At 68.4% G+C, this 11,900-nt stretch carries 12 protein-coding genes; 2 read left to right on the top strand and 10 right to left on the bottom strand.

Annotated elements, in window-relative coordinates:
• Positions 1-368 precede the first annotated feature (368 nt).
• Positions 369-506: a hypothetical protein gene (locus tag ACIA8C_RS29160; protein WP_397140126.1), complete on the bottom strand. Its 138-nt coding sequence runs from the start codon at positions 504-506 to the stop codon at positions 369-371.
• A 128-nt stretch (positions 507-634) separates the two neighbouring features.
• A complete protein-coding gene (locus ACIA8C_RS29155) occupies positions 635-1,054 on the bottom strand; it encodes a DUF4345 domain-containing protein (RefSeq protein ID WP_397140124.1) in 420 nt (139 codons plus the stop codon).
• 142 nt (positions 1,055-1,196) lie between these two features.
• On the opposite strand from ACIA8C_RS29155, the gene ACIA8C_RS29150 reads away from it, so the two are divergent.
• The gene (locus ACIA8C_RS29150) at positions 1,197-1,808 is read left to right on the top strand and encodes a TetR/AcrR family transcriptional regulator (RefSeq protein ID WP_397140122.1); all 612 of its coding nucleotides are present in this window, start codon (positions 1,197-1,199) and stop codon (positions 1,806-1,808) included.
• Positions 1,809-1,840: 32 nt separating this feature from the next.
• Here the strand turns inward: ACIA8C_RS29150 and truB are convergent, their stop codons facing one another.
• From truB to ACIA8C_RS29135, 3 genes are all read right to left on the bottom strand, one after another.
• Positions 1,841-2,746 (bottom strand): tRNA pseudouridine(55) synthase TruB, encoded by a 906-nt coding sequence (gene truB / locus ACIA8C_RS29145; RefSeq protein WP_397140120.1) that lies wholly within the window; start codon positions 2,744-2,746, stop codon positions 1,841-1,843.
• On the bottom strand, positions 2,746-3,414 hold the full coding sequence (gene npt, locus ACIA8C_RS29140; RefSeq protein WP_397140118.1) for a 4'-phosphopantetheinyl transferase Npt: 669 nt from the start codon (positions 3,412-3,414) through the stop codon (positions 2,746-2,748). The genes truB and npt overlap by 1 nt, the downstream gene beginning before the upstream one ends.
• Positions 3,415-3,634: 220 nt before the next feature.
• Positions 3,635-4,594 carry a metallophosphoesterase family protein gene (locus ACIA8C_RS29135; protein WP_397140116.1) on the bottom strand — a complete coding sequence of 320 codons (960 nt, stop codon included), beginning with the start codon at positions 4,592-4,594 and terminating at the stop codon, positions 3,635-3,637.
• A 223-nt stretch (positions 4,595-4,817) separates the two neighbouring features.
• On the opposite strand from ACIA8C_RS29135, the gene ACIA8C_RS29130 reads away from it, so the two are divergent.
• Positions 4,818-5,225 carry a hypothetical protein gene (locus ACIA8C_RS29130; RefSeq protein ID WP_397140114.1) on the top strand — a complete coding sequence of 136 codons (408 nt, stop codon included), beginning with the start codon at positions 4,818-4,820 and terminating at the stop codon, positions 5,223-5,225.
• Between the two features lie 122 nt (positions 5,226-5,347).
• Here ACIA8C_RS29130 and ACIA8C_RS29125 read toward each other — a convergent pair whose 3' ends face one another.
• The 5 genes from ACIA8C_RS29125 to infB all read right to left on the bottom strand — a co-directional run bounded on the left by ACIA8C_RS29125 (position 5,348) and on the right by infB (position 11,880).
• The gene (locus ACIA8C_RS29125; protein ID WP_397140112.1) at positions 5,348-6,769 is read right to left on the bottom strand and encodes an MATE family efflux transporter; all 1,422 of its coding nucleotides are present in this window, start codon (positions 6,767-6,769) and stop codon (positions 5,348-5,350) included.
• Between the two features lie 213 nt (positions 6,770-6,982).
• The gene (locus ACIA8C_RS29120; protein ID WP_397140110.1) at positions 6,983-7,984 is read right to left on the bottom strand and encodes a bifunctional oligoribonuclease/PAP phosphatase NrnA; all 1,002 of its coding nucleotides are present in this window, start codon (positions 7,982-7,984) and stop codon (positions 6,983-6,985) included.
• A 13-nt stretch (positions 7,985-7,997) separates the two neighbouring features.
• Positions 7,998-8,441 (bottom strand): 30S ribosome-binding factor RbfA, encoded by a 444-nt coding sequence (gene rbfA, locus ACIA8C_RS29115; RefSeq protein WP_396992386.1) that lies wholly within the window; start codon positions 8,439-8,441, stop codon positions 7,998-8,000.
• A gap of 24 nt (positions 8,442-8,465) precedes the next feature.
• Positions 8,466-8,756 (bottom strand): DUF503 domain-containing protein, encoded by a 291-nt coding sequence (locus tag ACIA8C_RS29110; RefSeq protein WP_357378586.1) that lies wholly within the window; start codon positions 8,754-8,756, stop codon positions 8,466-8,468.
• 97 nt (positions 8,757-8,853) lie between these two features.
• Positions 8,854-11,880 (bottom strand): translation initiation factor IF-2, encoded by a 3,027-nt coding sequence (gene infB / locus ACIA8C_RS29105; protein ID WP_397140108.1) that lies wholly within the window; start codon positions 11,878-11,880, stop codon positions 8,854-8,856.
• Between the last annotated feature and the right edge of the window lie 20 nt (positions 11,881-11,900).

The raw sequence follows: 11,900 nt of genomic DNA, 5'->3' as shown, positions 1-11,900 counted from the left end.
GGCGGCCACGCCATCCCGCGCAGCGGGGTGCTGCCTACCGCCGTCAACGGGACACGATGGCACGGGTGCCAGCGCGTCCCCGCCACCATGTCCCGTCGGCGAACCGCTCTCCGTCGCCCAGCGGGACGTGAGGGCGGGGCGATCGGCGTGTCCCCGCCGCTATGTCCCGTTCGACGACCCGAATCCCTTGGCGGCCACGCCATCCCGCGCAGCGGGGTGCTGCCTACCGCCGTCAACGGGACACGATGGCACGGGTGCCAGCGCATCCCGCCACCATGTCCCTTCGGCGAACCGCTCTCCGTCGCCCAGCGGGACGTGAGGGCGGGGCGATCGGCGTGTCGGCGCCACCATGTCCCGTTCGATGGCGGTCAGCGGGAGAGGGAGTCGTTGTTGTCCTGGTCGGGGGCGGGCAGGAGGTCGGCGGCGGGCTTGTCGATGCGACCGCCCATCAGCGCGGCATCGAATTCGGCTCGGGACAACAGGGAGTCATCGAGCGGACAGTGCACACTGTCCGGATTTCCTTGCCGGAGAGCAGCTCAGAACAGATTTGCCGACCGGGACACAGTCGCGGTTCATTGCAGCCAAGTCCTCGTTCGGCGTAGACGTCGGATAGACGGCTCGGCACACGCCCTCGTCAGCTGAACGCCGGGGTGCTGCCTGCCATTGGGGTTGGGGCGGTGCGTTTTTCGTCGGCGGTGGCGAGCCAGAGGTAGATCGGTGGGAGGGCGACCTCGATGGCGGTGAGGGCGATCTGGAACCAGTGCGGCCAGCCGTAGACGGCGACGGAGATGAAACGGCCGAGGGCGCCGAGCAGCAATATGCCCGCGAGCCAGCGGATGACGGTGGACGGGATCGGGGTCTGGCGCGCGGCCCAGATCCAGACGACGCCGTAGCCGAGGAAGATCGCGCCGAAGAACCTGGTCTGGCTGTCGGCGGTGGCGCCGTCGTCGCCCATGTCGGGGATGCCGTCGATGCCTGCGGCCAGGTGGAAGATGCCGATCGCGACGCAGGCGACGCCCATCGTCATCGAAAGCCATTTGAGTGCGGTTGCCATGGTGCCCCTCCACGGGTTTGCGACGAATCCTGCTGGCAGACAGTGGATTCCCACTCTCACCACCGGCCGCGCGCAAGTTGACGTTTGTCTACTATCAGACCCTACGATGCTTAGTAGACAGACGTCAACTAGAGTTTTCGATATGAGTATCCGCCGCCGCCTATCCCCAGACGAGCGCCGTCAGGTGCTGCTGGAAGCGGGCGCGCGACTGTTCGCCGAGCGCGCCTACGACGCGGTACTGATGGAGGACGTCGCGACGGCCGCCGGGGTCTCCCGTGCCCTGCTCTATCGCCATTTCCCGAGCAAGCGCGACCTCTTCGCCGGGGTCTACGAGCAGGCGGCGGACCAGCTACTGGTCGCCACGCCCCTCGACGACGGAAGGCCGCTCGCCGAGCAGCTGACCGCCGGACTCAACACCCACTTCGACTACTTCGAGGCCAACGCCAACAGCGTGCTCGCGGCGAATCGCGTCCTCGCGGGGGACCCCACCATCCAGGCCATCATCGCGGGCGAACTCGGCGAACTGCGCCGTCGACTCCTGGACGCGCTCGGCGTCGAAGGAGGCACCCGAACCCAGGTGTCCTCGGTGCTGATGAGCTGGCTCGCCTTCGTGCGGGTATTGACGGTCGAATGGTTGGAGAACCGCCATTTCACCCGCGCCGAACTGCTCGACATCAGCGTCGGCTCACTCCTCGGCGCCCTGCAGCCGATCCTCGGACCCGATATTCAAGCAGTCGAGGCGAAGCAGACATGATCCAGAGCCTCGCCAGGTAGCGGACATCGGGATTACAGATTGGACGGGCGGACAACCATCACAGACGCCGCGCGCTTCCCGCTCTCCTGAAGCAGCGCGATCGCGCGACCTTCCGGATCGATCGCGGCGTAGACGCCGGGCAGTCCGATGGGTTCCAGCCAGCGGCCGTTGCGGAGGTCGTCGGTTTGCGCGGCGTCGATCTCTCTGTGCGGGAACGCGGTTCGCACCGCCTCGTCCATGTCGAGGCTGAGCATGGCGGCCTCGGATTCGGCGGCTGTCGCCAAATCGGCCAGGGTGCGGGCGTGTTCGAGGGTGAAGGGGCCAACCCTGGTGCGGCGCAGGGCCGTCAGGTGGCCGCCGACGCCGAGTGCGGCGCCGAGGTCGCGGGCCAGGGCGCGCACATAGGTGCCGGAGGTGCATTCGACGATCACGTCGAGGTCGACAAACGCGCCGTCCTCGACGTCGCGGCGGGTGCGGATGTCGAAGCGGGACACGGTAACCGGGCGGGCCGCCAGCTGCACTTCTTCGCCCGCGCGGTGCCGGGCGTAGGCGCGTTCGCCATTCACCTTGATCGCGCTTACCGTGGCGGGTACCTGTTCGATGTCGCCGGTGAGCTTCGCTGTGTGCGTGGCGATTTCGTCATCGGAGAGATGCAGCGCCGGGGCGGTGGAGAGCACCTCACCCTCGGCGTCGTCGGTGGTGGTGGCCTGGCCGAGGCGGATGGTCGCGGTGTACGCCTTGGTGGTCAGGGTGAGCAGGCCGAGCAGTTTCGTGGCCCGTTCCACGCCGAGCACGAGCACGCCGGTCGCCATCGGGTCGAGCGTGCCCGCGTGCCCGACCTTCTTGGTGTGCAACAGCTTCCGGCATTTCGCGACGACGTCGTGGCTGGTCATGCCGCTGTCCTTGTCGACGATAAGCAACCCGCCGAGACCGTCCATCAGGCGTGCACGATCGCGGTGAGGATGAACCCGTCGGCGATCAGCCACCGGCCGTCGAACGAAATCAACGGCACCCCACCATCGTTGGTCTGTCCCGGCACCAGCAGCTCGCTGCGGAAGGTGCCGTGGCCGGAATCCTCGGAGCTGTCCTGGATCTCGAAGGTGATGTGCGCGTCCTCGAAACCGAGCCAGCGATCGGTCAACGGCCACCACGCCTTGAACGTCGCTTCCTTGGCGCAGAACAGCAACCGGTCCAGGTGCAGCCCGGAATAGGTGGTGTTCAACCACTCTCGTTCCGGCGGCAAACTCACCGAATCCAGCACCCCCTCCGGCAGCGCCGCATGCGGCTCGGCGTCGATGCCGATGGAACGGAAGCGCATCTTGTGCGCCAGCGCCGCGGCCCGATACCCGTCGCAGTGCGTCATGCTGCCGACGATGCCGCGCGGCCAGATCGGCGCGCCCCGCTCGCCCTTGCCGATGGCCACCGGCGGCTCGCCGAGCTCGGCCAGCGCCAGCCGCGCACAGTGCCTGGCCCCGATGAAGTCCCGGCGCCGCTTCTCCACCGCCTTCGCGATGAGATGCTCCTCCGCCGGATGCGCCTTCAGGTCCTCCGGATACTCCAGCAGCTCAGCCGACGCGACACCCGCGGGCAATATGTTCTCGATCAACTCGTCCGCCTCCCCGAAACTTCAGGCCGAACTCGTGAGCCGCACACGTACGAATGGCGTCCGGCGGTCAACGAGTGGCTGAGTGTGCCCGCACCCGACGAGTTACCCATATACCCACCAAATCAGTAGTCGCGTTGGGAATCAAATTGTCATGCGTGAGCTGGCAACCGGTCACCCAGCGAGCTGCCAGGTCGACCGGCTGCACGACTCCCGCCACTGCTCACACCCCGCGGCGACGCTCGGCTTTGGCGCGCATCTCCGCGGCGGCGGCTTCCATCTCCGGGGTGACCTTGAAGTGTCCGCCCCAGTCGTTCAGCGAGCCCGGCGGGTATTCCGGGGCGGGGAGGATCTGCCGGAGCAGGCGTTCGGGGAGGCCACGGCGCTGCCATTCGCGGGGGTAGCCGAGGGACACCTCTTCGAAGCGGACGCCGTCGTAGTGCGAGGTGCGCGGGATGTGCAGGTGGCCGTAGACCGAACAGAGCACGTTGTAGCGGGTGTGCCAGTCGGCGGTCAGTTCGGTGCCGCACCAGAGCGCGAACTCGGGGTAAAACAGCACGTCGGTCGGCTGGCGGACCATCGGGAAGTGATTGACCAACACCAGCGGTGTGCCTTCGGGCAACGCGTCCAGCTTGCGCTTGGTGACCTGCACGCGGGCATGACACCACGCGTCACGGGTGAGGTAGGGGTCGGAGGAGAGCAGGTATTCGTCGGTGGCCACCACGTTGCGGTCCCGCGCGATGGCGAGCCCCTCCGCCTTGGTGGTGGCGCCCTTCGGCAGGAACGAGTAGTCGTACAGGAGAAACAGCGGGGCCACCGTCACCGCGCCGCCGTGCTGTTCGGCACCAGCACCCTCCCAGACCGGGAAGGGATCCTCCGGGGTCAGCACGTCCAGATCCCGGCAGATCGACACGAGGTAGTCGTAGCGTGCGACGCCGGTCATCTGCACCGGGTCCTTCGCCGTCGTCCACAGCTCGTGGTTGCCGGGCACCCAGATCACCTTGGCGAACCGGCCGCGCAGCAGCTGGAGCGCCCACCGGATGTCGTCGGTCTTCTCCCCCACGTCCCCGGCCACGATCAGCCAGTCTTCCGGCGAGTCGGCTTGAATCTGCTCGACCACCGGCCGATTCCCCTGGTGCCCGACGTGAATGTCGCTCACCGCCATCAACTTGGGTATCACCATATCTACCTTGGCACACCCGCCCCGATCTTCGCCTGCCACCCCGCCGCACGTCCGCCGAGTGGCACGTCGAGGCGAGCTGTGCGCCATTCGGGATGGACCGTCGAGAGCCCGGTCAAACCGAAATGAGGCATTTGTCTCGGAACCCGCTACCTCGCGGATATCGGCGAACGACCCGGTAGGTTGTCCGAACATGATCGCACGCAACACTTTCCGAGGGATTGTCGTGGCATCATCGGCCGCGGCCGCCATTGTCCTCGCCGTTCCCGCCCTGGCCGCGGCGACCGTCACGCCACCGAGCAGCGCGAAGCTGGAACTGGCCGGCGAGACCGTCGCCGCGACGCTGAGCCAGATCAGCACCGACGTCGCCGACGGCACGGTCCAGTGCACGCTGCTGATCGACGGCGATCCGCGGCAGAACGCGCTGTCCGAGCGCAGGCCAGCCCCGGCGGACTTCACACTCACCCGCCCGCTCGCCGCGGGCGAGCACCTGGCCCTCACCTACTGTGCCGACTTCCCGGCCGACAGTGATACGCCGAACTCGTACCCAACCCTCGCCTGCGCCAAAATAACGGTGCCCGCCGCAACGGTCGAGGCACTGCCGAACGACCAGTGCTTCCTGACCAACAGTTAACGGCGGAATCCGCACCCACACTCGGACCCGGACCGACTTCAGGGCCCTAGTGCGAATGCCGAGTCAGGGTGCGGATCCTCAGCAATACGCGAAACCTCGGGCGTTGTCCGGGGTTTCGTCAATTATCCGGCGTTGTGGACGGGACTTGGGACTTCGGCACCGACGCGAGCCCACTGGCCGGACCAGGCCCGCCAGGAGACGGCGACCAGACGCAGCAGCATGAAAGCGACCAGGCCGGACCAGATTCCGGCGATACCCCAGTCGAAGACCAGGGACAACCAGATCGCGGGCAGGAAGCCGAGCAAGGCCGAGCCGAGGGTCGTGGTGCGCAGGTAGGCGGCGTCGCCTGCGCCGAGCAGGACGCCGTCGAGGGCGAACACGATGCCCGCCACCGGAATGATGCACACGAAGAACCACCACGTGACGTAGGTGCGGTCCAGCACGGCGGGATCGTCGGTGAACAGTTTCGGGATCAGACCGGCTCCCGCGGCGAAACACGCGGCGAGCCCGAGCGCGAAGATTTCCGACCAGCCGGTGACGCGCCGGGCCAGCGCGCGGGCACCGGGCGCGTCGCCCGCGCCGAGCGCCGCGCCGACCAGCGTCTGCGCGGCGATGGCGAGCGCGTCCAGGGTCAGCGCAAGGAAATTCCAGAGTTGCAGCACCAGCTGATGCGCGGCGACCGAGGCGGCACCGAAGCGGGCGGCAACAGCGGCGGCGGAGACGAAGCAGGCCTGGAAGGCGAGGCTGCGGACGATCAGGTCCCGGCCGAGGACCAGCTGCGCACGCATCACCGACCAGTGCGGCGCGAGCGAAACCCGTTCCCGGACAAGGGCATTCAGAAACAACCCGGCCATCACCAGCTGACCGGCCACGTTCGCGACGGCGGAGCCGGGTAGCTCCAGCCGTGGCGCGCCGAGCAGCCCGTGCACGAGCACCGGACACAGCACACCCGAAACACCAAGCCCGGCAACAACATAGATAAGCGGACGGCGGGTCTCCTGCAACCCGCGCAACCATCCGTTGCCCGCCATGGAGATCAGGATCAGCGGCACCCCGAACAATGCGATCCGCACCCAGTCGAGCGCCTCGTCGGCGATATCCCCACCACCGGCGATCGCACTGGTCAGCGGCACCGCGAAAAGCTGAACCAGCACCAGGATCAGCAGGCCGACCGCGATCGCCAGCCAGGTCGCCTGCACGCCTTCGGCTACCGCACCGCGATCGTCACCCGCGCCGTGTTTGCGCGCCGCCCGCGCGGTCGTGCCGTAGGACAGGAACGTCAACTGCGAACTCGTCTGCGCCAGAATCAATCCGCCCACCGCGAGCCCGGCCAGCGCGAGCGCGCCGAGCCGCCCGACCACGGCGAGATCGAACAGCAGATAGATCGGCTCGGCGACGAGCACACCGAGGGTGGGCACCGCGATCCGGAGTATCCGCCCCGGCCCGGCCTCGGCCGCCGGGTCGAGCACGGCCGCACCGGTGGCCACCGCCGACGGCACCGCGCCCGCCGCCGGGTCGCCCTCGGCCGACAACTCGCCGCTCATCAAACCTCCCTCAGCACAACGCATCCAGCGCGCCGGACAGTCCGGGCCCACGATCTTGCGCGCACCCGGCAACGCGGGCCGGGGCAGCGACTACGCCCGTTACCCTGCCATGAGCCACCGACAGACCAGCGACTTCGCGCCTTCATCGCGGCCGGACGCCAGGTATATGCCGCAGCAGCAGCGAAAGGGCAGACGACAACGCGCCGCCGACGCTCACGCCAGCGCGGCAAGCAGCCCGGCGACCAGGTCGTCGGGACTGCCGTAGGCCGTATACCCGGCGGCGAACCGATGCCCACCACCCCCGAGCGCGGACGCTATCTCCGCAACGTCCACCCCATCGTCGGCTCCGGGCTGACTGTCGCGAGCACGCAGCGACACCGTCCATCGGTCCCCGCCGGTACTGGATTCCTTGAACACCGCCGCGATGCCCGCCTCCGAGGTGGTGCGGACGATGTCGATAACGCTCTCCGCCTCTTCCGAACTCACCTCGGCGATATCGGCGAGCCGCACGAACGCGTACACCAGCCCGATGCCACCGTGCACGCCCGGCACGAGCTGCGCGGTGCCGAGCACCCGGGACAGCATGGTCAGCCACCCGAACGGATGGGTGTCCAGCAGCGCCCTGGCGATCTCGGCCCCGTCGATTCCGGTGGCCAACAGCCGCTCGGCCAACTTGTGGGTACCCGGACGAACCCACCGGAACGAGCCGGTATCGGTCACCAGGCCCGCGTAAAGGCAATGCGCCACTTCCGCATCGATCGCCACGCCCCACACATCGAGCAACCGCACGATCAGGCTCGTCGTCGACTCCGCACCCGCGTCGACCACATTGATCGTCCCGAATCGGGCATTGGATCGATGATGGTCGATCACCAAAGTCTGTGCCGCACCGGGCATTCGGTCGGCCAGCGCACCGAGCCGACCGGCACTACCGCAATCGACCGCGATCAGCAGATCGACCTCGGCGGGCACGTCGGCAGGCGCAACCAGGTGCTGCACACCGGGCAGCGACCGCATTGATTCGGGCAGCTCGGCCGGTTCCGCGAACGACACCCACACCGGCAGCCCGCGCCGGTGCAGGACGAGCGCCAGCGCGAGGCCGCTGCCGATGGTGTCGGCGTCCGGTTGTACGTGGCAGACGATGGTGACCGAACGGGCGGCGTTCAACGCCTCGACGGCAGATTCGAGGTCGACCGCGTCCCGCATTATCGTCATCGTCTACCGCAGGTCACTCAGCGTCGTCGCGTTCGACCTTGTACGGGTCGGCGTCGCCCGCGTGCCTGGCGTTGGCGGCCACCTTCGCCACCTCTTCGTCCGCTGCCTTGGCCCTGGCCAGCAGCTCTTCCATGTCCTTGGCGACCTCGGGCACCTTGTCGAGCACGAACGTCAGGGTCGGCGTGAACTTCACGCCGGTGCCCGCGCCCACCTTGGAGCGCAGCACCCCCTTGGCCTTCTCCAGACCCGCTGCCGCGCCCAGATAGTCCGGTTCGGCATCCAAGGTTTCGCCGAGCACCGTGTAGTACACCGTCGCGTCGCGCAGATCGCCGGTGACCTTGGCGTCGGTGACGGTCACGAAACCCAGCCGCGGATCCTTGATCTCGTACTCGATCGCGGTGGCCACGATCGAGGAGATCCGCTTGGCGAGTCGGCGTGCCCTGGCTTGATCCACCATGGCTGAACCTTCCTCACTAGATAGTTAGTCTTCGGGTCCGAAGATCCTGCGGCGCACTGCCAGCAACTGTAACTCCGGACGTGCCGCGACATGCCGCTCACAGCGGTCGAGTACCTCGGTCAGGTGATCCATACCGGAACTGACCAGGGCAACCCCCAGCAATGAGCGACGATGGCGGTCTTGCTCGCCGCCCTCGGCGGCACTCACCCCGAAGCGCTGCAATTCGGCCAGAATCGGCCGGATCACGGAACGCTTCTCTTTCAGCGAGTGCACGTCTCCGAGGAGAAGGTCGAACTCGAGTGCCCCCAGGAACAACTACGCACCTCTTTGTGTCGAAAAGGCCCGAGCTATGCGGAGCTCATCCCGCACGTCACGCCGAGCGGGTGCCCGGCGTGACGTGCGGTGCGTGAACTCAGTCGCGCGGCTTCTCGCGCAGCTCGTAGGCCTCGATGATGTCGCCTTCCTTGATGTCGTTGTAGGTCAACGTCAAACCGCATTCGAAGCCCTCGCGGACCTCGGTGACGTCGTCCTTTTCCCGCTTCAAGGAAGAGATCGTGACCGTTTCGGCGACCACCACGTTGTCGCGGAGCAGGCGCGCCTTGGCGTTGCGCTTGACCGAACCCGAGGTGACCATGCAGCCGGCGATGTTGCCGACCTTCGACGAACGGAAGATCGCGCGGATCTCCGCCCGGCCCAGCTCGACCTCTTCGTAGATCGGCTTGAGCATGCCCTTGAGGGCCTTCTCGATCTCGTCGATGGCCTGGTAGATCACCGAGTAGTACCGGATGTCCACGCCTTCGCGGTTGGCCAGCTCGGTGGCCTTGCCCTCGGCCCGGACGTTGAACCCGATGATGATCGCGTTCGACGCCGACGCCAGGTTGACGTTGGTCTCGGTGACACCACCGACACCGCGGTCGATGACCCGCAGGCGAACCTCGTCGTCGATCTGGATACCGAGCAGCGCCTCTTCGAGGGCCTCGACGGTACCGGAGTTGTCGCCCTTGAGGATCAGGTTGAGCTCCGAAGTCTCCTTCAGCGCGGCATCGAGATCTTCCAGGCTGATCCGCTTGCGGCTGCGTGCGGCCAGCGCGTTGCGCTTGCGCGCATTGCGGCGGTCGGCGATCTGGCGAGCGATCCGGTCCTCGTCGACAACCAGCAGGTTGTCACCGGCACCCGGCACCGACGTGAAGCCGATGACCTGGACCGGCCGCGACGGCAGCGCCGCGATGACATCCTCGCCGTGCTCGTCGACCATGCGCCGGACGCGACCGTAGGCGTCGCCCGCCACGATCGAGTCGCCGACGCGCAGCGTGCCGCGCTGGATGAGCACGGTCGCCACCGGGCCACGGCCGCGGTCGAGGTGCGCCTCGATGGCAACACCCTGCGCGTCCATGTCCGGGTTCGCCCGCAGGTCCAGTGCCGCGTCCGCGGTGAGCAGCACAGCCTCGAGGAGGGCCTCGATGTTGATGTTCTCCCGCGCGGAGATGTCGACGAACATGGTGTCGCCACCGTATTCCTCGGCAACCAGGTTGTATTCGGTCAGCTGCTGCCGGATCTTGTCCGGGTTCGCGCCTTCCTTGTCGATCTTGTTGACCGCCACCACGATCGGCACGTCGGCCGCCTGGGCGTGGTTGATCGCCTCCACCGTCTGCGGCATGACGCCGTCGTCGGCGGCGACCACCAGGATCGCGATATCGGTGGCCTTCGCACCACGGGCACGCATGGCGGTGAACGCCTCGTGACCCGGGGTATCGATGAAGGTGATCAGGCGATCGTTCTCGCCGAGGTGCGTCATCACCTGGTAGGCGCCGATGTGCTGGGTGATGCCACCGGCCTCGCCCTCACGGACGTTGGCCTTACGGATCGTGTCCAGCAGTCGGGTCTTACCGTGGTCGACGTGACCCATCACGGTCACCACCGGCGGACGCTGCTCGAGATCGTCTTCGCCGCCCTCGTCCTCGCCGTAGGTCAGGTCGAACGATTCCAGCAGCTCGCGGTCCTCGTCCTCCGGGCTGACCACGTGCACGACGTAGTTCATCTCGCTGCCGAGCAGCTCGAGGGTCTCGTCGTTCACCGACTGGGTCGCGGTGACCATTTCGCCGAGGTTGAACAAGGCTTGGACCAGTGAGGCCGGGTTGGCGTCGATCTTGTCCGCGAAGTCCGACAGCGACGCGCCGCGGGCGAGACGGATGATCTCGCCGTTACCGCGCGGCAGCCGCACGCCACCAACGGCGGGCGCCTGCATGCTCTCGTACTCGGCGCGCTTCGCCCGCTTCGACTTACGGCCACGGCGAACAGCGCCACCGGGACGACCGAACGCACCGGCCGCGCCGCCACGTCCACCCGGACCACCGGGACGACCGCCGCCGCCACCGGGACGACCACGGAAACCACCGGCCGCGGGAGCACCGGCGCCCGCACCGGGCGCACCCGTGCCGCCACCGCCACCACCGGGACCGCCGCGGTAGCCACCGCCACCGCCGCCGCCACCGGGACGACCGCCCGGTCCACCCGGACGACCACCCGGACCACCGGGACGTCCGCCACCCGCGCCGCCGCCCGGAGCCGGACGAGCCGAACGAGCGGGCATGGCACCGGGGTTGGGCCGCGGCGGCATCGAGCCGGGGCTCGGCCGCGGACCGCCGGGACGGGGACCGCCCTGACCGGGCGCCGGGCGCGAACCCTGCGCCGGAGTACCCGGACGCGAGGAACCCTGTGCCGGGCCGGGACGCGGGCCACCCTGAGCCGGACCCGGACGCGGGCCGCCCTGACCGGGGGCCGGACGCGGCGCGGGACGCTCGGGAGCCGACGAATACGGATTGTTGCCGACCCGGGGGGTCTTCGGACCCGGACGCGGGCCCGAACCACCGGGACGCGGCGAGCCCTGTGCCGGGGCACCGGGACGTTGCTGCTGCTGACCCGGACGCGCGGCGTTCGGCGTCGGGCGCGGCCCGGCCGGTGTCGCGGGCGCGGAGCTCGCGGTCGCCTCGGTGGACGCCGCCGCGGCGGCTGCCGGTGCGACTTCCTGGGCGGGCGCGGGCTTGGCCGCGGGGGCCGGGGTGGGACGTGCCGCGGGTCCCGGCTTCACGGCCGGTCCCTCGCTGGTACGCGGGGTGTCACGGACGGTTTCCTGCTGAGCCGCCGCGGCCGGAGCGGGCGCGGGAGCCGACGGACGCGGGCCCGGACGGGGACCGTTTCCTGCGGGCTTCGCGGCCGGACGGGCCGACGAGGACGGGCCGGGGCGTGATCCCGACTTGGTGCCGTTCGCGGGGGCTGATTTGGATGCGAACGACTCACGCAGCCGGCGCGCGACGGGAGCTTCCACCGTCGAGGACGCCGACTTCACGAACTCGCCCTGCTCCTTGAGCTGTGCGAGTAGTTCCTTGCTGGTGACACCGAGTTCTTTGGCCAACTCGTGCACGCGGGCCTTGCCTGCCACTGCTCTCCTCACTGAGAGGT

It is taken from the genome of Nocardia sp. NPDC051321 (genome assembly GCF_044455225.1).
Classification (GTDB): domain Bacteria; phylum Actinomycetota; class Actinomycetes; order Mycobacteriales; family Mycobacteriaceae; genus Nocardia.
The sequence above is the reverse complement of the archived record's forward strand: the minus strand, read 5'-3'. Positions and strand labels throughout refer to the sequence as shown.

Bases quoted from the DNA above. Each gene is read 5' to 3' on its own strand.
- ACIA8C_RS29155 (WP_397140124.1), bottom strand. From the start codon at position 1,054: ATGGCAACCGCACTCAAATGGCTTTCGATGACGATGGGCGTCGCCTGC.
- ACIA8C_RS29150 (WP_397140122.1), top strand. From the start codon at position 1,197: ATGAGTATCCGCCGCCGCCTATCCCCAGACGAGCGCCGTCAGGTGCTG.
- truB (WP_397140120.1), bottom strand. From the start codon at position 2,746: ATGGACGGTCTCGGCGGGTTGCTTATCGTCGACAAGGACAGCGGCATG.
- ACIA8C_RS29135 (WP_397140116.1), bottom strand. From the start codon at position 4,594: ATGGTGATACCCAAGTTGATGGCGGTGAGCGACATTCACGTCGGGCAC.
- ACIA8C_RS29125 (WP_397140112.1), bottom strand. From the start codon at position 6,769: ATGAGCGGCGAGTTGTCGGCCGAGGGCGACCCGGCGGCGGGCGCGGTG.
- ACIA8C_RS29120 (WP_397140110.1), bottom strand. From the start codon at position 7,984: ATGACGATAATGCGGGACGCGGTCGACCTCGAATCTGCCGTCGAGGCG.
- rbfA (WP_396992386.1), bottom strand. From the start codon at position 8,441: ATGGTGGATCAAGCCAGGGCACGCCGACTCGCCAAGCGGATCTCCTCG.